The organism is Streptomyces sp. NPDC005492 (assembly GCF_040605995.1).
In the GTDB taxonomy this organism is placed as follows: domain Bacteria; phylum Actinomycetota; class Actinomycetes; order Streptomycetales; family Streptomycetaceae; genus Streptomyces.
On the sequence record NZ_JBEXDX010000003.1, the window covers coordinates 108,154 to 130,232 of the forward strand.

The following is a 22,079-nucleotide window of genomic DNA, read 5'->3' on the forward strand; positions in this document are numbered from 1 at the left end:
GGCTACAGAGCCTATCCAGTGGGGCAGGTGCCGCTGCCGCAGCCCGGTGCGGTGTAGCTCCAGCCCGAGTGGGGGTCGTAGGTCCACCCGTCGCCCTGCCGGTACACACCCCCGCCCCACTGCGCCCCGCGCCACTTGGCGGCGGCGAGCACGGCGCCCTTGGCGATCCTGGCCCCGGCCGGCGTGCTCAACCGGTGCGCCAGGGGCCGGTGTTCGCGCAGGGCCCACAGGGTGACGATCCAGGCGGCGGCACCCCGGTAGACCTGCCCGGAGTCGCCGACGACGGTGATCTCGTCGAGGGTGGCGCGATGGTCGAGCCCGGGAAAGCGCCGTCGGGCCTCTTCGGAGGACGCCGGTACCAGCTCCAGGGGCACCAACTGCGACTGCCGTACGAGCCAGTCGCGCAGGAAGGTGCACAGGGAGCAGTCGGCGTCGTAGAGGACGGTGAGCCGGCGGACCGAGGTCGCCCGGTCCGCCGAGGGGGCCCGCACTGCCCTCACGCCCCGACCCAGTCCTGCGGTGCGACGGGCGGCACCTGCTCCCGCTCCAGGACCCCGCGCCGCCGGATCTTGTTGAGCACGTACACATTGCCCAGGTGCATCACCCCGAGCACCAGCAACACCACACCCACCTTGGTCGACAGGGCCTCGAAGACGCCCCGGGTGTCGTCGATGGTCCCGTCCCCGCTGAGGTACAGCGCGACGAACCCGAGGTTGACGAGATAGAAGCCGACCACCAGGAGGTGGTTCACGGCTTCCGCGAGCTTTTCGTTCCCCTTCAGGACGTCGGCCAGGAAGATCCGCCCGTTGCGGCTGAGTGTGCGGGCCACCCAGACGGTGAGTCCGATGCTGATGACGAGATAGATGACGTAGGCGACGACCGTGCGGTCCATGCGCCTCCCCCTTCTTGAACGCGTTCAAAAACGCTGACAGAGGAAACTGTAGGCTGTCTTTTGAACGCGTTCAACTCGCCTGCGCTGGGACCTGCGTCACACCCGCCGCGCCAACTCCGGCCGCTTCGAGTAGTCCGTGAATCCGATGACGTTGCCCCATGGGTCGGCGATCTCGACGGTCCACCCGGTGGCCACGGAGAAGGGTGCGTCGAGCAGTGCGATTCCGGCGGCGGTCAGGCGCTGGGCGGCCTTCCGCGCGTCCGGGACCTCCAGCCATACGCGGGGCGAGGGCCAGGGGGGCGGTCTGTGCCCGAGCCCATCCTCCTGTCGCAGGAGGACCCCGGGCGTCTCGCCGCCGACCTTCAGGATCGCGATACCGGCCTCGTCGAGCCGGTACCCGACGGTGAACCCGGCACGCTCGTAGAAGGGGACGGCCTCGGCGAGGTCCCCGACGGGGAGCAGGACGTTGTCGAAGCCGAGCAGTTCGTACGACTCTTCATCTGACATGTCGTCAGGTTAGAACGTCATCCGTACGTCATCCGTGCATCTTCGCGGAACCGTCCGCGAGGTCACCCGGGTGGCGCGGGGCGCCCGCCGACGGATCGTTTGTGAAGGCTTCAGTACCCTGCAGGCTGAAAGCGGGAGGGGGAGCCGGTGGGCCGAGTGCGAACAGTCGTTGGATTGCTGGCGGTTGTGGTCGGCACTGTTTGGCTGCTTGGAGGCCCCGAGGCGCTGCGGTCCGGGGCGCGAGTGGCGCTGGTGTTGGCCCCGTACTTTCTGATGGCGTTCGCGGCCGTACTCATTGTCCGTTCGGCTCTCCCGAAAGGGGCGGCGCTCGGCCCCCTCGTCCTGCTCGCGGGCGGCGGGCTGTGGGCCCTGGCCGGACAGGGCGGGTTGAGCGATGTGTGGCAGAGCAGGGTGGCGCCGCTCGCGGTGATCGCGTTGGGGACCCTGATCGCGCTGAGCCGCTCGGGCGGGGTTGCCGACGATGTGGTGATCCCGATACGGCGGTACGGAAGCCTCTTCGTTCCCGCGCACGCGAAGTTGCTTCCAGCTGAGGACGGCGTTCGACGGATCGTCGTTCGGGCGATCTTCGGATCACTGCGCGTGGACCTGTCGGAGGCGGTGTTTCCGCAGGATGAGGAGGCGCGGGGTGTGTTGTACGCGGATGTGACCGTGCTGTTCGGCCGGGTCGAGTTCGTGCTGGGGGACGACTGCGCGGTGGTCGTGGATCAGCAGATCCAGACGTTCGGCACGTCCTTGGCCGAACGCGTCCCCGTTTTCCGGAACTACGCCGCGTATGACAACCAGACGTCGCCCACGCCCAATCGGCGTCTGGTGATCAGTCTGGTCGGTGCTGGCGGAGCGGTCGCTCTGGACCCTGTCTGACCCTGGTTCAGGGCATGGGTCAGTTGTCTCCAGGGTGTTTGAAAGGTATGTCCTTGAGCGGGTCCTCGGCGAGCGGCTCAAAGGCGATCAAGAAGGCGGTGATCCGCTCGTGCAGTTGCCGCTCAGCGACCGCGTTGTCCGGGAGCTCGTAGTGCAGGGTTGTCGCCAGGTCGAAGCGGTGCACGTCGAAAACTGCCTTCATCAGCTCTTCGTGGTCCTGTGCTGCTCGCTGCGCTCCGCGATACGCGACAGCGGATGCTGCCATGGCAACAGGCAGCACGAGCGTCCACCAGTTCATACGGAAGATCAGCGGCGACGCAGCCAGCGACACCACCCCGAAGGCCATGCACAGCGACGAGGTGATGGAAATGAGATCCAACTGCTCGCCGATGGCCCGACGGAACTCCGGTGCCACGGAAGGGTAGATGCGCCGGTAGGCGCTCAGCACATCAAGTCCGTAGCGACGCCCGGTCCGACCCTCCACGTTCCTGAGGATGTTGCCGAGAGTGGTGGGCATGAGGAGCTTGTCCTCGGGGGAGTACTTGGCCGCCGTGCGTCCGGCCCGCTCCTTGATACGGCTCGCGTGGACCACCGCCCGGTGATACTGGGCGATTTGAGTGAGCGACCTGTTGACCGGAGCCTCGGGCAGCTCTGTTTTCTCGGCAAGGAGGACCGCTTGATCGCGGCGCCGCCGATGGCGTTCCACGGCCAGGGGACGTACCCGTCCCCGCAGGGATCCGGCAGGCCAGTAGCCCTCCAGGAGTTGCACCAGCGCGACTTCGAACGGCCGCAGCAGCACGCCACCCAGGAATGCTCCCACGACCCCGAACCCGAGCGCGACGATCTTGTGGTCTGCGGGCAGTGCGTCCCCGAGGTCCATGCTTCTCCCGGGCTCATAGGCATGGGCTTCCGCGAGAACGGTGACAGCCGAGATGACGATGGCACCCGGAAGCACGCTCAGGAGGCTGAACCGATCGCCTCCGAGTGCCTTCGTCCCGGCCTGGGCGAGCCCACCGATCACCATGCCTCCTAGCGCGTCGGTTGCACGACCAACGTGGTGCCTGCGAACGTGACCGGGTGCCGAGAGCCGTCGCATTCAGGATTTCTTGTGCGGAGTTCTCGTTTTCGCACGGGTCGACGGCGGCAATCGGGGTCCCCGCAGACGTATATCCAGAGCCCGTCGGACAAAGGTTCCACGTCGGGAGCGCCCAAGTTCGCGGGGTAACGGGGTCCGTGCTCGGGGCACCCCGCTGGTGGGGGCAGTTTGGTCGGCTGCCGGATCACTTCGCGTTCGCAGCCCTCGATCAGGCACAGATAGACCCAATGGCCGGGGCGCAGTTCCCCCTGGTAGCTGATCGTCAAGGCGGTCGCACCGTGTCGTTCCGACGCCAGGACCCGGCGCGCAGCGACAAGCCGCCCCCTCAGCCCGCCCATCGCTCCCCCCAAAGCCCGGTGTCCGTCGAGTATGCCGCCAACGCCCCCTCCCGCACACCATGTACGCGACGAGGCCCCGCTCCCACCCGGGAACGGGGCCCTCACACTTGTTAGGCCGAGAAAATCAGAACCGCCGCGTGATCAGCGCCCGCTTGACTTCCTGAATCGCCTTGGTGACCTCGATACCGCGAGGACAGGCGTCCGTGCAGTTGAAGGTCGTGCGGCAACGCCACACGCCATCCCGGTCGTTGAGGATCTCCAGGCGTTGTTCGCCCGCGTCGTCACGGCTGTCGAAGATGAAGCGGTGGGCGTTGACGATGGCGGCCGGGCCGAAGTACTGGCCGTCGTTCCAGAAGACCGGGCACGAGGATGTGCAGGCCGCGCAGAGGATGCACTTCGTCGTGTCGTCGAAGCGCTCGCGGTCCTCCGCCGTCTGGAGGCGTTCCCGCGTCGGCTCGTTCGTGTCGTTCGTGATGAGGAACGGCATCACGTCCCGGTACGCCTGGAAGAACGGGTCCATGTCGACGACCAGGTCCTTCAGGACCGTCAGACCCTTGATCGGCTCGACCGTGATCGGCTTCTCGGGGTTGAGGTCCTTGATCAGGGTCTTGCAGGCGAGACGGTTCTTGCCGTTGATCCGCATCGCGTCCGAACCGCAGATGCCGTGGGCGCACGAGCGGCGGAACGTCAGCGTGCCGTCGATGTCCCACTTGATCTTGTGGAGGCCGTCGAGGACGCGCTCCTTGGGGTCGATCTCCAGTTGGAAGTCTTCCCATACCGCTTCCGCCGAGACCTCGGAGTTGAAGCGGCGCACCCGGAAGGTGACCGTGATGTAGGGGGAGTCGGCGAAGCCGGGCTCGGGCTGGCCGGCCGCGTCCGCCTTGTCCAGAACAGGGGTAGCCATCAGTACTTACGCTCCATCGGCTGGTAGCGGGTCTGGACGACCGGCTTGTAGTCGAGACGGATGGACTCGGTGCCGTCGTCGCCGACCTCGCGGTACGCCATGGTGTGGCGCATGAAGTTGACGTCGTCGCGGTTCGGGTAGTCCTCGCGGTAGTGACCGCCGCGGGACTCCTTGCGGGCGAGCGCCGAGACCGCCATGACCTCGGCCAGGTCGAGCAGGTTGCCCAGCTCGATGGCCTCCAGAAGGTCGGTGTTGAACCGCCGGCCCTTGTCCTGGATCGAGACGTTGCGGTAGCGCTCGCGCAGCTCCGCGATCTTCTCGACCGCCGTCTTGATCGTCTGCTCGGTGCGGAACACCATGACGTTCGCGTCCATGGTCTCCTGCAGCTCGCGGCGCAGGACCGCCACCCGCTCGGTGCCCGTGGAGTTGCGCAGGTGCTCGACCTGGTCGACGACCTGCTGCGCCGGGTTCTCCGGCAGCTCGACGTAGGACGCCTTCTGGCTGTACTCCGCCGCCGCGATGCCCGCCCGGCGCCCGAACACGTTGATGTCCAGGAGGGAGTTGGTGCCGAGCCGGTTGGCGCCGTGCACCGACACACAGGCGACCTCGCCGGCCGCGTACAGGCCCGGGACGACGGTGGTGTTGTCGGTGAGGACCTCACCCTCGACGTTGGTCGGGATGCCGCCCATCGCGTAGTGCGCGGTGGGCTGGATCGGGATCGGGTCCGTGTACGGCTCGATGCCGAGGTAGGTGCGCGCGAACTCCGTGATGTCGGGCAGCTTCGCGTCCAGCTGCTCCGGCGGGAGGTGCGTCAGGTCCAGGTAGACGTGGTCGCCCTCGGGGCCGCAGCCGCGGCCCTCGCGGATCTCCGTGTAGATGGAGCGGGAGACGACGTCACGGGACGCGAGGTCCTTCATGACCGGCGCGTACTTCTCCATGAAGCGCTCGCCGTCCTTGTTGCGGAGGATGCCGCCCTCACCGCGGGCGCCCTCCGTCAGCAGGATGCCCATGCGCCAGATGCCGGTCGGGTGGAACTGGAAGAACTCCATGTCCTCCAGCGGCAGCCCGCGCCGGTAGACCGCCGCCTGGCCGTCGCCGGTCAGCGTGTGCGCGTTCGACGTCACCTTGAAGAACTTGCCGCAGCCGCCGGACGCGTAGATCACGGCCTTCGCCTGGAAGACGTGGATCTCGCCGGTCGCCAGCTCGTACGCGACCACGCCCGCCGACGTCTTGACGCCGTCGACCTCGGTGATCAACTGGTCGAGGACGTAGAACTCGTTGAAGAACTCCACGCCCTCCTTCACGCAGTTCTGGTACAGCGTCTGGAGGATCATGTGGCCGGTGCGGTCGGCCGCGTAGCAGGATCGGCGGACCGGCGCCTCGCCGTGGTTACGGCTGTGGCCGCCGAAGCGGCGCTGGTCGATCGTGCCGTCCGGCGTGCGGTTGAACGGCAGGCCCATCTTCTCCAGGTCGAGGACCGAGTCGATGGCCTCCTTCGCCAGGATCTCGGCGGCGTCCTGGTCGACCAGGTAGTCACCGCCCTTGATCGTGTCGAAGGTGTGCCACTCCCAGTTGTCCTCCTCCACGTTGGCGAGCGCGGCGGCCATACCGCCCTGCGCTGCGCCCGTGTGGGAGCGGGTGGGGTAGAGCTTGGTCAGGACCGCGGTGCGGCTGCGCTTCGTCGACTCGATCGCGGCGCGCATACCGGCGCCGCCGGCGCCGACGATGACGGTGTCGTACTTGTGGATCTTCATCAGGAAATTCCTCAGCCCCGTTGCCTAACGGATGTTCGGGTCGAAGGTGAAGATCACCAGCGTGCCCAGCAGGATGGTGAACACCGTGGCGGTGTAGAGCAGGCCCTTGAGCCACAGCCGGGTGTTCGCGCGCTCCGCGTAGTCGTTGATGATCGTGCGCAGGCCGTTGGCGCCGTGCAGCATCGCCAGCCACAGCATCAGCAGGTCCCAGACCTGCCAGAACGGCGAGGCCCAGCGGCCGGCCACGAAGGCGAAGCCGATCTTGGAGACACCGCCGTCCAGCACGAGCTGGATCAGCAGGTGGCCGAGGACCAGGACGACCAGCACGACGCCGGACAGGCGCATGAAGAGCCAGCCGTACATCTCGAAATTGCCCCGGGTCGACTTCGGGGTCTTCTTGGTGCGCTTGCGCGGGGCCTCGATGAGAGGCGCCGGGTTGTCCACGGTGTAGACGGACGCACCCTCGACGGGGCCGATGCCCGACGCCGCGGTTTCAGTCGTAGACATCTGGGTCAGCTCCCGAAGAGAACACGAGCGGCGTGGCCGAGCACGGGGTAGATCGCCCCGATCATCAGCACGAGCCAGAGGCCGACTACGGACCACAGCATCTGCTTCTGGTAGCGGGGTCCCTTCGACCAGAAGTCGACGGCGATGACGCGCAGGCCGTTGAGTGCGTGGAAGAGGATCGCGGCGACGAGGCCGTACTCCAGCAGTGCCACGATCGGCGTCTTGTAGGTGGCTACGACCTTGTCGTAGTCCTCGGGGGAGACACGCACAAGAGCGGTGTCCAGCACGTGTACGAACAGGAAGAAGAAGATGAGGACGCCGGTGACTCGATGAGCCACCCAGGACCACATTCCTTCCCGGCCGCGGTACAGCGTTCCAGCCGGCACGGAAGAACCCTCCGGGAGCGGGGATTTAGGGCCGCGCCGGCTTCTCTGTCGGTCGGGCCCGGCCGGGTACGGTCCTCCGGCCCTCAGCATCGTAACCAGGCGCTGACGCGGTACTTACAGCGGGCCTGTCTGTGTGATCAAACTGGCACGCAAAGGTGCACGTACGGGCTAGTTTCGGGCGGCTGTTCAGGCTGCGGGCAGCCGTTCCGGCTTCGGGCGGCTCTAGAAGGCGAGGGCGCCGAGCAGGCGGCCCCGTGCTAGGCGCCGGAGTTCCTCCGCCACCACCACCCGCTCCTCCTCCGGATCGTTTGTCAAACGTGACCGGATGCCCGCCAGTACGTGGTCCAGGACCTCGCCCGGAGGAACGCCGTCCACGCAGATGACGAACACATGTCCGAAACGGGCCTCGTATGCCGCGTGGGCCGCGTCCAGAGCCATGTGGGCGGCCTCGTAGGCGTCGTCCGGGAGGACGGGCAGCGACTCGCCCGCCAGCGCTTCCGCGAGGTCCCCGGCCGTGAGGTCGTAGGCCGCCTCGTCGGACGCGGCGAGTACGGAGTCCAGGTCGGGGTAGGGGCGGTGGTCGGTGAGGCGGCGCGACCAGCGGAGGCTGTGGAGACAGGTGAGGAGGACGACGCGGGCCTCGTCGGCGGACGCGGTGTTGAACGTGTCCAGCGCGTTCGGGGACGGCGAGGTGCGGGACTGCTCGGGCAGCGCCGGTATGGCCACTCGGCCGGGAAGGTGGGGAAGGCGGTGCGCAGGCAGTGTGGATCCTCGCGTCACGGATGGTGCGGCAGGGGATGCTGTGAGAAATGCGTCACCACGTTATCGGGAGTGGTCATGACGTGTCCGCTCGATGCCCTAATTTCACCCGGACGGGAGAGTTTCGGAACGCGTGGTGGACAGCGGGGGTCCGCCCGGGGCCGTAGGTTGGCGCCGTGAGCCAGCACAGGCGCCGCTCGTCGGCGAAGCAGGTGAAGCAGGTGCAGCAGAGGCGTGGGCTGATCGCGGTCGCCGCGGCCACCGCCGTGGTCGGGGCTGGGGTGGGCCTCGGTCTGTGGGCGTCGTCCGGGGATGACGGGAGTCCGGCGGGCGCGGCGCTGAGCCCCGCCGACAGCACCTCGGCGGCCTCCCGTTCCGTGTCCCCGACACCGAGTCCCAGTCCGACCCCGACCCGGTCGTATCCGCTGTCGCAGGCGCCCCGCACCATTCCGGCCGTCCGCTCCCACACCCCCGCGCGCGGCCCCGGGTGGCGGCCCGCCAAGGGCGAGCGGGTCGTGGTGGACGACGCCGACCTCGCCGACGAGGGGCGGCTGATCGCCGGTGAGCTGGGGCTGACCTACGCCGGCCAGACGAGCGACGTGCGCGCCGGGGACGTACGACTGGCCCTGAACGACGACGAGGGCGCGAACCCGGAGTCGTACGCGATGACCGTGCGCGGCGGGCGGGTCACCATCAGCGGGCCCTCGGACGCGGGGGTGTTCTACGGCACCCGCACGCTCAAGCAGGAAGCGCACGGCGGCGGTACGGCGCCGGAGGGCGTCGTGCACGACCAACCGGCCAAGCCGCGGCGCGGGTTCATGCTGGACATCGCGCGCAAGCCGTTCACCGCGTCCTGGATCGAGGACCGGGTACGGGAGTTGGGCGACCTGAAGTTCAACGAACTGGGGCTGCACTTCTCCGACGACCAGGGCTTCCGGATCGCGTCGACGACCCACCCCGAGATCGTCTCCAAGGACCATCTGACCAAGGCCCAGGTGAAGCAGATCGTCGACCTCGCGGCGAGCCGGCACATCACCGTCGTGCCCGAGATCGACTCACCGGGTCACCTGGGCGCGGTCATCGCCGCCCACCCGGACCTGCAACTGCGCAACGCGTCGGGTGTCGCCACGCGCGGCGCGATCGACATCTCCAAGGACGCGTCCGCCGCGATCGTCGACGAACTCCTCGACGAGTACGCCGGGTTGTTCCCCGGCGACCAGTGGCATCTCGGCGGCGACGAGTACCAGGCGCTCACGGTCGCCAACCCCCAGGCGTCCTTCCCGCAGTTGGCCGCCGCCGCGACGAAGGCCTACGGCTCCGGCGGCACCGTCGCCGACCTCACCACCGGCTGGCTCAACGACCGCGCGGACACGGTCCGCAACCACAACCGGACGATGCGGGTGTGGAACGACGGCTTCTTCGCGGGTACGTCCGTGCAGGCGGCCAAGGATCTTCAAGTGGCGTACTGGACGGGCAAGGAGATCGGCGCCCGGCAGCCCGTCGCGTATCTGAGCGCGGGCCGCAAGGTCCTCAACTACAACGACGAGTACCTGTATTACGTCCTCGGCGAGCCGCAGACCTTCGTCTATCCGACCGGGCAGCGGATCTACGAGCAGTGGACCCCGCGAGTGCTGCGCGGGACGCAGGCGGTCCCGGCGAAGTACGACGGCCAGATCCTCGGCGGTTCCTTCGCGGTGTGGTGCGACCTCGCCAACTCGCAGACGCAGGACCAGGTCGCGGCCGGCATCCGGATGCCGCTGCGGGCGACGGTCCAGAAACTGTGGGATCCGGGTAAGCCGACGTTGAGCTGGACGCAGTTCAAGTCGCTTGCGGGCAAGGTGGGTTGAGCGGGGCGGCGCGCGCTGCTGGACTTACCGTGGCGGTAGCTCGTATGTTCCCCCTTCTGTTTCGTACTCGGGGGGTTGCCACACCATGTCCGTTCCCATGCCCACACCCATGCCCGGACCGGCGCCAAGTTCCGCGTCCTACCTGCGTTCGCCGGTCGGCCTCGGCCGGGCCGCCGCCGCGCTGCTCGGGCTCGTCATCGCCGTCGATCTCTTCGCCGTCTACGCCGAACTCGCCCTCTACGACGTGACGGGCGACCTCATGGACGGCGCGGGCGGCCGTGCGGTCACCGGGCGGCTGGACGACGCGGAGTCCCTCAACTCGCTGGCGGGCGGCGTCCAGTCGGGCGCGCTGATCGCCTGCATGATCGTGTACCTGACCTGGTTCGTGCGGGTGCGGGCGAACGCCGGCCTGTTCGACCCGTCCGAGCAGAGCATGAAGCCCTGGTGGGCGATCGGGGGTTGGTTCGTCCCGCTGGTCAACTTGTTCTACCCCCGCCGGATCACCGTCGAGATCTGGAAGTCCAGCAGCCCCCTCGGCACCCACAGGTCGCAATGGCCGGTCAACGTCTGGTGGACCCTGTGGCTCCTGTCCCTCCTCTCCGACCGACTGGGCTTCACGGACTACGGCAAGGCCGACGCCCCTGACGAAATCCACGCGGCCGCCTACCAGTTGGTGATCTCCGACGCCATCGACATCGCGGCGGCGGGACTCGCGATCCTCGTCGTGCTGCGGTTGACGCGGATGCAGCATGAGAAGGCGTTGGCGGGGCCGGGTCTGCCGGTGGCTGTTTGACGCACCGAAGACCACCTCCCGTTGGCCGAAAACCCCTTCTTCCGCTTTCTTCACCCTCTCGGTGTCGTCCCGTGTGACACTCCCGGGGTGTAGCACGCGGCAGCGGGAATTCGGGAGGTCCGGATGGTTCTGGTGGAGCTGATCGCGCAGGCCGATGAGCGGGCGCTGGCCGTCAGTGGACTGGCTTGTTTGGATCGGTGTGTGCCGTTGCTGGGTGGTGACGACGAGGTGTTGCGACCGCTCTGGGCCGGTCTGGACGAGGGGTGGGGTGAGCGGCTGGAGCAGGCGCGGGTCAAGCTGCCCGCTCCGTTCGAGGAAACGGGCGAGGACCGGGCCGTGCGGCTCGCCCGCCGGATGCTCGCGACCGCGCCCGCCGAGCCCACGGGCGCTCCGGTACGGGTGTGGGCCGACGCCTGTTCCGTCGCTTCGCTGCGGATCCACCGGCTTCTGGAGGTCATGGTCCCCGTCGGCGACGACGCGGACGAGATCGACTCCCGCCGTGAAGGTCGTACGGACGGTATCTCGCCCCTCGTCGCCGCCGAGTTGCGGCGCCAGATCACCGTTCTCGAACTGCTCGGCGGCAGCGGCCTGGGCGGACTGCGCCAGGTGCTCGCCGTGTCGACGGAGGGGCGGCGGGTGCTGCGCGCGGTGGTGTCGCGCCGGGCGCGCGGACGGGGCTGAGCGGCGGAAACTGTGACTGTCGTGCGGTGGACGTGGGGTGGTCCTGCGCCGGTCCGGGGGAATGTCCGGTCTGGGGTGCCGTAATGCCCTCTCACCATGCTTTTCCTGGTGCGGTGACAGAGCAGATGATGACGTGGGACGCCCGGCCCCGGGCCGCCGCGCGGCCCGTGCGGTGGGCCGCGGACGCCGTGGCGATGATGCGTGAAGGGGCCCGGGTGCGGCTCGACTACTCGGCGCAGAGCCTGTGGCGGGTCGACCGGATGATCGAGGAGATACGGCGGGAGGGTGCGCCGTACGCCGCGATGGAGAGCGAGTTGCGCGGGTTCGGGGCCTACGCCGGCGAGGTGATCGCGCGGCAGACCGGTGCCGAGTGGTGGGCGACCGGCGGTGAGCACTGGCTGCGGACGCCGGAGGGGCGGCTGTGGGACCCCATCGACGAGGCGCGGCGGTGTTTCGGCGGGCACGGGTCGCTGCGGCTGCTGTGCCGGGACGCGGTGAACGGCGTACCCGGCTAACGGAGTTCGGTGGTGCGCGGCACGGCAAAATCGGCGTAATAGGAGACGGGTGCGTTCCCAAAGGGTGGGGTGCGGGAGGACGATAGGAGCGACCGACGCACCCGGGGAGGATCCGTGGCCGACAACCGTCGTTGGTGGGCGCTCGTCGTCATCGCGCTCGCGCAGTTGATGGTCGTCCTCGACATGACCATCGTCAATATCGCCCTGCCGTCCGCCCAGACCGACCTGGGCATGTCGGACGGGAACCGGCAGTGGGTCATCACCGCCTACACGCTCGCCTTCGGCGGACTGCTGCTGCTCGGCGGCCGGATCGCCGACCTCGCCGGGCGCAAGAACACCTTCATGATCGGGCTGATCGGCTTCGCCGCCGCGTCCGCGCTCGGCGGTGCCGCCGCCAACCAGGGCATGCTCTTCGGCGCCCGCGCCCTCCAGGGCGTCTTCGCCGCGCTGCTCGCGCCCTCCGCGCTGTCGCTGCTGACGACGACGTTCACCGACCCCAAGGACCGCAGCAAGGCCTTCGGCGTGTTCGGCGCGATCGTCGGCGCGGGCGCGGCCGTCGGACTGCTCGCGGGCGGCTTCCTCACCCAGTACCTGGACTGGCGCTGGTGCCTCTACGTCAACGTGCCCATCGCGCTGGTCGCCTTCGCCGGCGCCTGGGTCCTGCTCAGCGACAGCTCCCGGCACCCGGACGCCCACCTCGACATACCCGGCGCCCTCCTCGGCTCCCTCGGCATGCTCACCCTCGTCTACGGCTTCTCCGAGGCGGAGTCCCGGAGTTGGGGCGACGGCCTCGTGCTGACGCTGCTCGCCGCCGGGGTCGTCCTGCTCGCCGCCTTCGGGTTCTGGCAGACCCGGGCCCGGGTCCCGCTGCTGCCGATGTCGGTGGTGAAGGACCGGCAGCGGATCGGGGCGTTCCTCACCATCCTGTTCGTCACCATCGGCATGTTCGGTGTGTTCCTCTTCCTCACCTACTACATGCAGCGCGTCCTCGGTTATTCGCCGGTCAAGACGGGCGTCGCCTATCTCCCCATCACCGTGGGCATGATCACCGGCTCGACGCAGGTCGCGGCCCGGCTGCTGCACCGGGTGCCGCCGCGCACCCTGATGGTCCCGGGCCTGCTGATCGCCGCGGGCGCGCTCGCGCTGATCGCCCAGGTCGGGGTGGAGCCCGCCTACGCCACCTACATCCTGCCCGGCATGCTGATGCTCGGCCTCGGCATGGGTACCGCGATGATGACCTCGGTGTCCCTCGCCACCGGGAGCGTCGCACCCCGCGACTCCGGCGCGGCCTCCGCCACCTTCAACACCGCCCAGCAGGTGGGCGGTTCGATCGGTACGGCGCTGCTCAACACGATCGCCGCCACGGTCACCACGCGCTACGCCACCGCCCACGCGGGCCCCGGCGCGAACAAGCAACTGCTGGAAGCGAAGGCCGCGGTGCACGGCTTCAACGTCGCCACCTGGTGGGCGATGGCCTCGATCCTGCTGGCCGCGCTCATCGCGGGCGTCCTGGTGAACACGGACCGGGTGCCCACACCGGGCGAGGCGGCGAAGGAGACGCCCCCACAGCCGGTGGACACGACCATTTAGGGCCGCCCTCCGAAACTGCCCTTCAAGGCAGTTGTCCCCGCTCGAAGTAGGCGATCAGCTCCGGGTCGAGGGGCGGTATCTCGCGCGGGGTGCCGCCGTCCCGGAGCGACTCGGTGGCTCCCGACCCGGCCGCCACCGCCATCCGCGCGGCGACCGGCGAGGTGTCCGTGCGCCCGCCGTGCCGTACGAACCGCAGGAACTCGTCGATCAACAGCGGATCGGCGCCGCCGTGTTCGCCGTCCCGCTCGACGATGTCCGGCACCGCGTACTCGGCGTCGGGCCGCTCCCGGTAGCCCGAACGACGACTGTTCCAGACCCTCACCACCGCGCCCGGTCCGTCGCCGAAGTTCTCCAGGCGGCCCGCGTCGCCGATCACGGTGTAGTTGCGCCAGTAGTCGGGGGTGAAGTGGCACTGCTGGTAGGCGGCCAACACCCCGTTGTCCAGGCGCAGGTTGACCAGCGACACGTCCTCCACGTCGATGACCGGGTTCAGCGCTCGCTGGGTGTGCGGCGGCCAGTGGCCGTCCTCGGTGTACCAGTCGGCGGTCTTCGGCTCGCCCGGCGCGCGCCGGTGCGGGCTGTCGCCGTAGACCATGAGGTCGCCGAACGCCTGTACCCGGCGGGTGTATCCGCCGGCCAGCCAGTGCACCACGTCCAGGTCGTGGGCGGCCTTCTGCAGCAACAGGCCTGTGCTGTAACGGCGTTCGGCGTGCCAGTCCTTGAAGTACCAGTCGCCGCCGTAGCCGACGAAGTGCCGTACCCACACCGTCTGCACCGTGCCGATCGCACCGCCCTCGACGAGGTCGCGCATCAGGCGGATCACCGGCATGTGGCGCATGTTGTGGCCGACGTAGAGGCGGGTGCCGGTCTCGTGGGCGGTGCGCAGGACGCGGTCGCAGTGCTCGACGGTGATGGCGAGGGGCTTCTCGACGAGCACGGGCTTGCCGGCGCGCAGGGCCTCGCGGGCGAGGTCGGCATGGGTGTGGTCCGGGGTGAGGACGAGGACGGCGTCGATGTCGGGGGCGTCAATGACCGTACGGTGCGCGGCAGTTGTCGTAACGCCCGGGAAGTCCCCGGTGGCCTTGGCGCGGGCCGCCGGGTCGGGGTCCGCGAGCGCGACGACGCGGGAGCCCGCGCCGGGGCGGTGGGCGACGCGGGCGAGGCTGCCGCGCAGGCCGTAGCCGAGGACGCCGATACGGAGGTCGGACATGGGTCTCCTTTGTTCTAGGGGACGCCACGGGCGGAGGTTCACCTGGGCCAGAGGGACCGTGCCCCTTCGTAGGGCCCGAAATGTGTGCGACGGCTGACGGGCTGTGACATTTCTGTGCGACCCGGCGCTGATGGCCATGGGGGGTGCGGGGGACCGCCGCGCCCGGTACGGATCACGCATCCTTCGCGCATTCGGTACGGACGAGGACAGTCCTTGGGCCAGACAGGCGAGCCCCGGCGCGGGCACGCGCACGACGGGGAGCTGGGCGCGGCCGTGGCGCGGGCCCAGGAGGGCGACGACAGCGCTTTCGCGGTCGCGTACCGGATCGTGCAGCCCGGCCTGCTCGGATATCTGCGCGGGCTGGTCGGCGACGAGGCCGAGGACGTGGCGTCCGACGCCTGGTTGGAGATCGCCCGCGACCTGGGCCGCTTCCGCGGCGACGGGGCGGGCTTCCGCGGCTGGACGGCGACCATCGCCCGGCACCGCGCGCTCGACCATCTGCGCAGACAGCGGGTGCGGCCGCGGTCGGCGACGCTCGAACAGGACGTACTCGAACTCCCCGGACCGCACAGCACCCACGACCAGGCCCTGGAGTCCCTCTCCACCGAGTACGCCCTCGGTCTGGTCCGGGGGCTGCCCCGCGACCAGGCCGAGGCCGTTCTGCTCCGCGTGGTCGTCGGCCTCGACGGCCCCGCCGCCGCCCGCGTCCTGGGCAAACGACCCGGCGCGGTCCGCACGGCCGCCTACCGGGGGCTGAAGCGGCTGGCCCGCGAACTCGCCGGAGACGGTGTGACGGATGCCGGGCCCGGGACGCTGGGGGAGTCGGACGACGGTTCGCCGAAGGCGCCGAAGGGTGGACACGGACATGAGTGAGCGGCAGCCCGACGCCGGACTCCCGGCCCTGCTCGGCGCCGCCCTGCGCGGGTCCACCGTGGACGCCGAGGCCCAACGCCGAGCGGTGGCCGCGTTCCGCGCGGCCCGCGACTCCGGGAGCCAGTGCCCCGACACCCGGCACCAGGACGACTGGCGCCCGGGGGCACGTGAGGGGAACCACACCCCCTAGCTCTCAGCGGAGCCGCACCCCCAGCCGCATGTTCACGAAGTGGCCCCCGGCTGAACGATCGTGCGGATGCGGGGCCGGGAATTGATCGGCTCTGGGGACGGGTGGCTGATCAACCCCGCGGTGGTGAATCTCGGTGTCAGACGCGGGTCGCACGGTTGATGCGACGGCGCCGACATCGCAGAGGAGACACGACGGTGAAGATCAACGGCGGCGTGCGCCGTAACGGGGATTCCCCGGCGACACGCAGGAAGCGTTCCGCGCGGAGCAGATGGGTGGGGCTGTTGACGCTGGTACTGGCCCCGCTGGTGCTGCTCGCGGCGCCCGGCTCCGCCTCGGCGGCAAGCTGGCAGTGCCTGGGGAACTCGGACGGCTCCCAGGCCGACATCGCCGGCAACTGGTCGACCCCCGACAAGACCAGGTCGCTGACCACACAGCAGGCGAACAACACCTGGCAGGACTGGACCTGGCGGGGCCCGACGTTCCAGTGCCCCTGGAACGTCCCCAGTTGCTCCTACGCCTGGCAGCAGTCGAAGACCACGGGCTGGAAGTGGTCGGTCGGCCTCAGCGTCAAGGTCCCCGGGGCCCTCAGCAAGGCCGTGAGCGAACTCGCCGCGCTCACCCCCTCGTACGAGCGCAACGGCTCCACCACCACCTCGTACACCTTCACGACCAACCTGAAGCCGGGGCAGTTCGCCCAGCCCATCCAGGTCGTCGAGCGCCGCTGGACGAAGGGCAACTATCAGGGCATCTACCACTCGACCGGGAAGCGGTGCGCGTCGAGCCCGTCCAGCCCGAACACCGCCGCGTGGAAGTACACCTGGTCCCCGAACGAGCGCTGGGGCAGTTGGACGACCAACCTGAAGGTCAGCGACTACGGGACGTACCACGTCTGGTAGGACGACCGGTCCGGTGTGGCACCACCCCGCCGACCGTGGCGGGGTGGTGCCACACCGGCGCATCCACTCCCGCATCCACCCGACCCCCAGGACCTGATCCCATGTTGGTGCGTCGTCGTCCCCTCCGTGCCGCCGTCGCCGGTTCGATCACGGTGATCGCCGCCCTCGGTCTGCTGACCGCCTGCGGCTCCACAACCCACTCCGCCAAGGCGGTCCCCGCCGGTTCGGTGAAGACCGCGGCACCGTCCCCTCTGTGCACCGCCCTGACCCCGGCCGCCGCCGAGCGGCTCATCGCCGACGCCCGGGCCACGATCCAGGCCGCCCCCGACAAGGGGCGGGCCCCGGACGTCTGCGGTTACGCCGCCGCCGACGGCACCGCGACGCTCTCCCTCAGCCCGGCCTCCCGCGCCTACGACACCGAGCTGTCCGCCGCCCACGACCTGCGCGCCCATCCGTCCTCGGCCGGAATGCGCGACGTCGGCGTCGACCCCGTCGACGACCTGGGCCGACACGCCTTCCGGGAGACCGCCTACCAGATCCAGGCGCGGCAGCACCTCACCTTCGTCGTGTGGACCACGGGAGCCCGGACCTGGGTGCTGACCCTCGGAACGGCGACGAGCACCGCGTCCCACGACAAGGTGGTCCAGGTGGCCCGTTCCATCACGGCGAAACTGCCCACCGGTTCCACGGCTCACTGACCGGGGCCGGGGCGTCCCCACCCCGCGCTCCTGTGCCGCGGCCAAGGCCCGGGCCGGCGCCGACCCCGGCCCGGACCTTCTCCGTGTCAGGCAGTGCACCGCGGCGCGTTCAGGGCCGCGTGTGCGCTGCCGACCGCCCGCGGCTGTCGGGGGGGGAAAGCCGACGGGCTGGACCGGCCGAGGGGATGAGCGCGGGTCGGCCGGTGTCCGCGCGTCGGACCGAAGAAGGCGGACGCGTGAACACAGGAAACCCTAGGGCGCGGTGGCCTGCGCGCACGATCCGCCGAGCGCGGCCGTTGTCCGCACAGCGCGGGGCGCTGGGGTGGGCCGCGGTCACCCGGAACGCAGGGTCTGCGAGGGCAACTCGCCGTAGCGCGCCCGGTAGCGGGACGCGAAGCGGCCCAGGTGGCCGAAGCTCCAACGGTGGGCGATCTCGCTCACGTTCACCTCGCCCGGTGTGCCACGGCGCAGTTCCTCGTGCACGCGGGTGAGGCGGACGTCGGTGAGGTACGCCAGCGGCGTCATGCCGACGTACTCCTGGAAGGCTTCCTGGAGCCGCCGCACGCTCACCCCGGCGAGAACGGCCAACTCGCCTACGGTGAAGGGGTGTTGAGGCGCGCTGTGGATGGCCTCGACAGCGCGTTTGACGGGGCCCGGGCGCAGGGCGGGGCCGGGCCGGTCGAGTTCGTCGCGGTAGCGGTGGCCGGCGGCGAGCAGGAACCCGGTCAGCAGGGCCTCCTGGAGCGGGCGGGCGACCATCGGCCGGGTGGGCAGCCCGCCGGCCCGCACCTCGTCGAACGCCGCGCGGATCATCCGTACCCAGCTCAGGCCCGCGCCCTGCGCGACATCGAGTTCGGGCGTGAGGACGACGGGGGCGCGCAGCGGCCGGCCGAGCAGGCGTCCGAGTTGACCGTTGAGGGCCTCGGAGTCGATCTTCACGGCCAGCATGGAGCAGTCGGTGCTCACCCGGTCCAGGGTCGTGTCGCCGTACGGCTGGAAGACGGCCGCGCTCGCGGTGGTCGCCACCGCCTTGGTGTGCGTCCCCTGGCGCCAGGCCAGGCGGCCGGCCAGCGGGATGTCCACGTGGTAGGAGCCGAGTTCCCCGAACCGTATGCGCACCTCCGCGCCGAACGCGAGACATCCGAAGGTGAGCGGACCGAGCGTGGCGATGTCGTAGCGGGCCATGAACTCGGCGCCGCCGTCGCGCACGTCGATGAAGTTGGCGTAGAAGCGTTCCTCGATGACGTGCCGGGCCTCGTCCACATCCGTCGACCGGAACCTCAGCAGATCCTGGTCCTGGCGGGGCGACTGCCGCATACCGCAACCTCCTGCGCCTGGGCCGTTTCAGGGACGGTGCAGATTATGGTCACCCACTGTCTGCCACCGTGGCCGATCTTGCCCTCTCCTGGCGGATTGGCCAGAACAGGATGTCACCGGTCCAGGACGGCGCGGATCGCGGAGACGGCCGGAGCCGTTATTTGTCGAAGGAGACAACGTCGGCCGGCGCCGCGCACCGCGATCCCAGCGGTTCCACCAGCGCCAGTTCCTCGGTCCGGTGCTGTCGCCGGCGTGCGATAGAAATCTCCCAGGCAGCAGGACTCTTGGGAGGGCACGTGGCTGAGCCGTATGGCGAACATGCGGCCGGCGGGCACCGCGCTCCGCTGGTGAGCCGGTCGGCGGAGATCCGGCGGCTCGACCATGTGCTCGACGAGATGCGGAAGGGCGGCGGCGGGCCGGCCGTCGTCGACATCACCGGTGAGGCCGGTATCGGCAAGAGCCGGCTGATGGGCGAGTTCTGCTCGCGGGCCGGGCAGCGCGGGATGACGGTGCTACGGGGCAGGGCGACGGAGTACGAACAGCACATCCCGTTCCAGCCCTTCACCGATGCGGTCGCCGACCTCGATCCGCGAGTGTTGGCGGCCTTTCCGGCGCTCGCCGAGGTCGCACCCGTGCTGTACGGCGCCGCGCGTGAGCCTTCGCCGGGGCGGAGCGAGATCGACCGCTTCGGGCTTCACCGGGCAATGGCCGGACTGCTGAACCGGATGGGCGGCTCGGGGCTGTTGGTGGCGCTCGACGACATGCACTGGGCGGACCCGGCATCACTGGAACTGCTCGACCATCTCGTCCGGCACCCCGTGGGTGCTTCCGTTGTCGTCGTCGTGGCACGCCGCGCCCGCCAGACCCCCGTCCCGCTGGACGCGGCGCTCACCCGCGGGGTCGACACCGGAGCCGTACTCCGGATGGCACTCGGCCCGCTCGCGGAACACGACTGCGTCGAAGGGCTGACGCCGGACCTGCCACGCGGCGAGGCTTTGGAACTCTACGCCGCCTGTGAGGGCAATCCGCTGTACTTCCTCACCCTGCTGCAGGCGCATCGCGCGGGCGCGCCGATGCGCAGACTCTCCAAGGCCGGGCTGGGATCGTTGCTCCTGGACGAGCTGACACCGCTGACGCGGGAGCAACGCCATGTCGTCGAGGCGGTCACCGCACTGGGCGACCACGCCACGCCCTCCATGCTCGCCCTGGTCACCGGCCGTACCGATGCCGAACTCAACGCCGATCTGGGCATCCTGGCCCGGCGTGACCTGCTCCGTACCGGTGCCCAGGGCCGGTTGACCCTGCGCCATCCGGTGCTGCGGACCCTCGTCCACGACAGCACCGACCCCTGGGTGCGCACCGGGATCCATCGCCTGGCCGCTGTCGAACTGGCCCGCACCGGCGCTCCGTTGGCCGAGCGGGCGCACCACGCGGAGCGCTCGCTGACCGGCTGGGACCCGCAGGCCACCGCCGTGCTGACCGAGGCCGCGAAGCAGGCCGAGCAGACGGCTCCGGCCAGCAGCGCGCACTGGCTGGAGGTGGTGCTCCGGCACTTGCCGCACACCCCCGAGCACCGGGCGCGCCGGCGGGATCTGATGCTGTTGCGGGCCCGCGCGCTGGGCGTGTGCGGCGGCCTGCGGGAGAGCCGGGACCTGCTGCACGAGGTGATCGCCCTGGCGGGCCGGCACGACGACACCGCCACCGACACCGGGTCGCGGGCGTCGGCGGTGGTGCTCTGCGCCGTGATGGAACGCCACCTCGGACGGTACGCGGAGGCCGTCGCCCTGCTGCGTCGCGAACTGTCCCGGAGTCCGGAGCCCTCACCGTCCGCCATGGTCGCCCTGGGGATGGAACTGGGGTCCTCGGCGCCGCATCACACCCCGTATCCGACCGTACGGGCCGAGATCGCCAGAACGCTCTCGGTGGCCCGTGCCCTCGGGGACGAGGTCGCCGAGGCGGGAGCAGTGGCGGTCTGCGCCCTGGGGGAGGCGTACGAAGGGGACATGACCGCGGCCGGCGGATTCGCCCGTCAGGCCGCCGGGATCGTGGACGCGCTGCCCGACAGCGACCTGACCGGTCTGTGCGAGGCGCTGGGGAGACTGGGCTGGGCGGAAGCGTTCATGAATCGCTTCGCCGACGCCGAACGGCACACGGACCGCGGCCTTGCCATAGCCCGGCGCACCGGCCAGATCTACCTCCTGCCCCACCTGCTCCTGTGCAAGGCGCACGTACGGATCCAGACCTGTCGGCTGCCGTCGGCGCTGGAGCTGGCGGAGGAGGCCGAGGACATCGCCCGCGGCATCGGCAGCGACGAGTTGCTCGCGTTCGTCCTCGGGACCAAGACCCATGTGCTGGTGGAGGCCTGCCCACTCGGCGATCCGCGTCCGCTCGCCGCCGCCGAGGAAGCCGTCACCGCGGCCGCGGCCGGTCCGGGCGACAACTGGTGGGCGTCGATCGCGTGGTCCACGCTCGGCTACGCGGCCCTCATCAGCGGCGACCCACAGCGGGCACGGGACGCCCTGCTCCACGCGGGCGGGAACGGGTTGGATCGGCTGCAGCCCTCGATGCGCCCCGTCCTCCTGGAGGCCCTGGTGGTCGCGGCCCTCGCCACCGGTGACGCCGATTCCGCCCGGATCTGGGCCGAGCGGGCCTGGAAGGAAGGGGAGCAGCTCGCACTGCCCGTGCAACGCTCGGCAGCGATGCGCTGCGCCGGCCATGTCGCACTGAGCCGCGGCGACACGACCGCGGCGGCCGGGCTGTTCGCGTCCGCCGCCGAGACCAGCGCCCAGTGCGGCGCCGTGATCTGGGAGGCGTACTCCTCCTTGCTCGCCGCCTCGCTCCCGGCCTCCGCCGACGGCGGCGCGTCCGCCGAGGCCGCCTGGCTCAGGGGCCATCAGCTGGCCTCCGCGGGGGGCGCCCGCATGCTGGTCGGCCTGGCCGAAACGATACGGCCGCCCGTGACCGACGCGGCCACCGGTCCGCAACAGGTGCTCGCCGCGCTGACCGCGCGGGAAACGGAGATCGCCGAACTGGTCGCCGAGGGCCTCACCACCCAGGAGATCGCCGCCCGGCTCTACATCAGCCGTCGCACGGTCGAGACCCACATATCCAAGATCTACCGCAAGACCGGCGTCGCCTCCCGCGTCGCGCTGGCGGCGCTGATGGCCCGCCGGACGCCGGACGGGCCCTAGGGCCTGTTGCGAAAGTCCCGCCTGCCCGCCGACGCCCGGCACGCACTCTCGCCGCACCCGGCGCAGACCCAAGTACGTCCAGTACGAGGGCCTACGCCGGGCACGCCGAGAGCACGCACCGTACGCCGCCGGGCCCGCCCTCCGGGCGGACGACGGGACTTTCGCAACAGGCCCTAGCCAGTGCTGCGGCAGCGAGCCAACGCTCAGGATGAGGTTGTGGTCGGCGCCCAGATGCTCGGTGGAAGATCGAGGC

22 protein-coding genes are annotated in these 22,079 nt (G+C 70.1%); 11 read left to right on the forward strand and 11 right to left on the reverse strand.

Annotated features, from left to right (window positions below):
- Positions 1-11: 11 nt before the first annotated feature.
- From ABZT04_RS05545 to ABZT04_RS05555, 3 genes are all read right to left on the reverse strand, one after another.
- Positions 12-500 carry a DCC1-like thiol-disulfide oxidoreductase family protein gene (locus ABZT04_RS05545; RefSeq protein ID WP_356053268.1) on the reverse strand — a complete coding sequence of 163 codons (489 nt, stop codon included), beginning with the start codon at positions 498-500 and terminating at the stop codon, positions 12-14.
- Complete coding sequence (locus ABZT04_RS05550) at positions 497-892, reverse strand: hypothetical protein (protein ID WP_355903035.1); 396 nt, start codon at positions 890-892, stop codon at positions 497-499. Before ABZT04_RS05550 ends, ABZT04_RS05545 begins: the two co-directional genes overlap by 4 nt.
- Positions 893-988: 96 nt before the next feature.
- On the reverse strand, positions 989-1,399 hold the full coding sequence (locus ABZT04_RS05555) for a VOC family protein (RefSeq protein ID WP_356053270.1): 411 nt from the start codon (positions 1,397-1,399) through the stop codon (positions 989-991).
- A 174-nt stretch (positions 1,400-1,573) separates the two neighbouring features.
- Here ABZT04_RS05555 and ABZT04_RS05560 point away from each other — a divergent pair, with 174 nt between their 5' ends.
- A complete protein-coding gene (locus ABZT04_RS05560; protein WP_356053272.1) occupies positions 1,574-2,281 on the forward strand; it encodes a hypothetical protein in 708 nt (235 codons plus the stop codon).
- A gap of 19 nt (positions 2,282-2,300) precedes the next feature.
- Here the strand turns inward: ABZT04_RS05560 and ABZT04_RS05565 are convergent, their stop codons facing one another.
- The 6 genes from ABZT04_RS05565 to ABZT04_RS05590 form a co-directional block, all read right to left on the reverse strand.
- Positions 2,301-3,305 (reverse strand): hypothetical protein, encoded by a 1,005-nt coding sequence (locus ABZT04_RS05565; protein ID WP_356053274.1) that lies wholly within the window; start codon positions 3,303-3,305, stop codon positions 2,301-2,303.
- 534 nt (positions 3,306-3,839) lie between these two features.
- Positions 3,840-4,619: a succinate dehydrogenase iron-sulfur subunit gene (locus ABZT04_RS05570; protein ID WP_356053276.1), complete on the reverse strand. Its 780-nt coding sequence runs from the start codon at positions 4,617-4,619 to the stop codon at positions 3,840-3,842.
- On the reverse strand, positions 4,619-6,373 hold the full coding sequence (sdhA, locus tag ABZT04_RS05575) for a succinate dehydrogenase flavoprotein subunit (protein ID WP_356053278.1): 1,755 nt from the start codon (positions 6,371-6,373) through the stop codon (positions 4,619-4,621). Before sdhA ends, ABZT04_RS05570 begins: the two co-directional genes overlap by 1 nt.
- Before the next feature lie 24 nt (positions 6,374-6,397).
- Positions 6,398-6,880 (reverse strand): succinate dehydrogenase hydrophobic membrane anchor subunit, encoded by a 483-nt coding sequence (locus tag ABZT04_RS05580; protein ID WP_356053280.1) that lies wholly within the window; start codon positions 6,878-6,880, stop codon positions 6,398-6,400.
- Between the two features lie 5 nt (positions 6,881-6,885).
- On the reverse strand, positions 6,886-7,266 hold the full coding sequence (gene sdhC, locus ABZT04_RS05585; protein ID WP_356053282.1) for a succinate dehydrogenase, cytochrome b556 subunit: 381 nt from the start codon (positions 7,264-7,266) through the stop codon (positions 6,886-6,888).
- A gap of 222 nt (positions 7,267-7,488) precedes the next feature.
- A complete protein-coding gene (locus tag ABZT04_RS05590; protein ID WP_356053283.1) occupies positions 7,489-7,992 on the reverse strand; it encodes a 2-oxo-4-hydroxy-4-carboxy-5-ureidoimidazoline decarboxylase in 504 nt (167 codons plus the stop codon).
- A 254-nt stretch (positions 7,993-8,246) separates the two neighbouring features.
- On the opposite strand from ABZT04_RS05590, the gene ABZT04_RS05595 reads away from it, so the two are divergent.
- The 5 genes from ABZT04_RS05595 to ABZT04_RS05615 all read left to right on the forward strand — a co-directional run bounded on the left by ABZT04_RS05595 (position 8,247) and on the right by ABZT04_RS05615 (position 13,451).
- Complete coding sequence (locus ABZT04_RS05595) at positions 8,247-9,872, forward strand: glycoside hydrolase family 20 protein (protein ID WP_356053820.1); 1,626 nt, start codon at positions 8,247-8,249, stop codon at positions 9,870-9,872.
- A gap of 97 nt (positions 9,873-9,969) precedes the next feature.
- Positions 9,970-10,665, forward strand: a complete 696-nt coding sequence (locus tag ABZT04_RS05600; protein ID WP_356053284.1) for a DUF4328 domain-containing protein — start codon at positions 9,970-9,972, stop codon at positions 10,663-10,665.
- Positions 10,666-10,788: 123 nt separating this feature from the next.
- Complete coding sequence (locus tag ABZT04_RS05605) at positions 10,789-11,346, forward strand: hypothetical protein (protein ID WP_356053285.1); 558 nt, start codon at positions 10,789-10,791, stop codon at positions 11,344-11,346.
- A 125-nt stretch (positions 11,347-11,471) separates the two neighbouring features.
- Positions 11,472-11,861: a hypothetical protein gene (locus ABZT04_RS05610; protein ID WP_355903660.1), complete on the forward strand. Its 390-nt coding sequence runs from the start codon at positions 11,472-11,474 to the stop codon at positions 11,859-11,861.
- Between the two features lie 114 nt (positions 11,862-11,975).
- On the forward strand, positions 11,976-13,451 hold the full coding sequence (locus ABZT04_RS05615; RefSeq protein WP_356053287.1) for an MFS transporter: 1,476 nt from the start codon (positions 11,976-11,978) through the stop codon (positions 13,449-13,451).
- A gap of 22 nt (positions 13,452-13,473) precedes the next feature.
- Here the strand turns inward: ABZT04_RS05615 and ABZT04_RS05620 are convergent, their stop codons facing one another.
- Complete coding sequence (locus ABZT04_RS05620) at positions 13,474-14,661, reverse strand: Gfo/Idh/MocA family oxidoreductase (protein WP_356053289.1); 1,188 nt, start codon at positions 14,659-14,661, stop codon at positions 13,474-13,476.
- 213 nt (positions 14,662-14,874) lie between these two features.
- On the opposite strand from ABZT04_RS05620, the gene ABZT04_RS05625 reads away from it, so the two are divergent.
- The 4 genes from ABZT04_RS05625 (at position 14,875) to ABZT04_RS05640 (ending at position 17,318) form a co-directional block, all read left to right on the forward strand.
- A complete protein-coding gene (locus ABZT04_RS05625) occupies positions 14,875-15,534 on the forward strand; it encodes an RNA polymerase sigma factor (protein WP_356053291.1) in 660 nt (219 codons plus the stop codon).
- Entirely contained in the window at positions 15,527-15,724 is a 198-nt protein-coding gene (locus ABZT04_RS05630; protein ID WP_356053293.1) for a hypothetical protein, read from the forward strand. Before ABZT04_RS05625 ends, ABZT04_RS05630 begins: the two co-directional genes overlap by 8 nt.
- 272 nt (positions 15,725-15,996) lie before the next feature.
- On the forward strand, positions 15,997-16,620 hold the full coding sequence (locus ABZT04_RS05635) for a hypothetical protein (protein ID WP_356053295.1): 624 nt from the start codon (positions 15,997-15,999) through the stop codon (positions 16,618-16,620).
- Between the two features lie 101 nt (positions 16,621-16,721).
- On the forward strand, positions 16,722-17,318 hold the full coding sequence (locus tag ABZT04_RS05640) for a hypothetical protein (protein WP_356053297.1): 597 nt from the start codon (positions 16,722-16,724) through the stop codon (positions 17,316-17,318).
- Between the two features lie 333 nt (positions 17,319-17,651).
- Here the strand turns inward: ABZT04_RS05640 and ABZT04_RS05645 are convergent, their stop codons facing one another.
- Positions 17,652-18,635 carry an AraC family transcriptional regulator gene (locus tag ABZT04_RS05645; protein WP_356053299.1) on the reverse strand — a complete coding sequence of 328 codons (984 nt, stop codon included), beginning with the start codon at positions 18,633-18,635 and terminating at the stop codon, positions 17,652-17,654.
- A 296-nt stretch (positions 18,636-18,931) separates the two neighbouring features.
- Here ABZT04_RS05645 and ABZT04_RS05650 point away from each other — a divergent pair, with 296 nt between their 5' ends.
- On the forward strand, positions 18,932-21,826 hold the full coding sequence (locus tag ABZT04_RS05650; protein ID WP_356053301.1) for an AAA family ATPase: 2,895 nt from the start codon (positions 18,932-18,934) through the stop codon (positions 21,824-21,826).
- Positions 21,827-22,079: the final 253 nt, after the last annotated feature.

Bases quoted from the DNA above. Each gene is read 5' to 3' on its own strand.
- ABZT04_RS05620 (WP_356053289.1), bottom strand. From the start codon at position 14,661: ATGTCCGACCTCCGTATCGGCGTCCTCGGCTACGGCCTGCGCGGCAGC.
- ABZT04_RS05640 (WP_356053297.1), top strand. From the start codon at position 16,722: ATGTTGGTGCGTCGTCGTCCCCTCCGTGCCGCCGTCGCCGGTTCGATC.
- ABZT04_RS05630 (WP_356053293.1), top strand. From the start codon at position 15,527: ATGAGTGAGCGGCAGCCCGACGCCGGACTCCCGGCCCTGCTCGGCGCC.
- ABZT04_RS05605 (WP_356053285.1), top strand. From the start codon at position 10,789: ATGGTTCTGGTGGAGCTGATCGCGCAGGCCGATGAGCGGGCGCTGGCC.
- ABZT04_RS05580 (WP_356053280.1), bottom strand. From the start codon at position 6,880: ATGTCTACGACTGAAACCGCGGCGTCGGGCATCGGCCCCGTCGAGGGT.
- ABZT04_RS05565 (WP_356053274.1), bottom strand. From the start codon at position 3,305: ATGGTGATCGGTGGGCTCGCCCAGGCCGGGACGAAGGCACTCGGAGGC.
- ABZT04_RS05570 (WP_356053276.1), bottom strand. From the start codon at position 4,619: ATGGCTACCCCTGTTCTGGACAAGGCGGACGCGGCCGGCCAGCCCGAG.
- ABZT04_RS05555 (WP_356053270.1), bottom strand. From the start codon at position 1,399: ATGTCAGATGAAGAGTCGTACGAACTGCTCGGCTTCGACAACGTCCTG.
- ABZT04_RS05550 (WP_355903035.1), bottom strand. From the start codon at position 892: ATGGACCGCACGGTCGTCGCCTACGTCATCTATCTCGTCATCAGCATC.
- sdhA (WP_356053278.1), bottom strand. From the start codon at position 6,373: ATGAAGATCCACAAGTACGACACCGTCATCGTCGGCGCCGGCGGCGCC.
- ABZT04_RS05645 (WP_356053299.1), bottom strand. From the start codon at position 18,635: ATGCGGCAGTCGCCCCGCCAGGACCAGGATCTGCTGAGGTTCCGGTCG.
- ABZT04_RS05600 (WP_356053284.1), top strand. From the start codon at position 9,970: ATGCCCACACCCATGCCCGGACCGGCGCCAAGTTCCGCGTCCTACCTG.
- ABZT04_RS05610 (WP_355903660.1), top strand. From the start codon at position 11,472: ATGATGACGTGGGACGCCCGGCCCCGGGCCGCCGCGCGGCCCGTGCGG.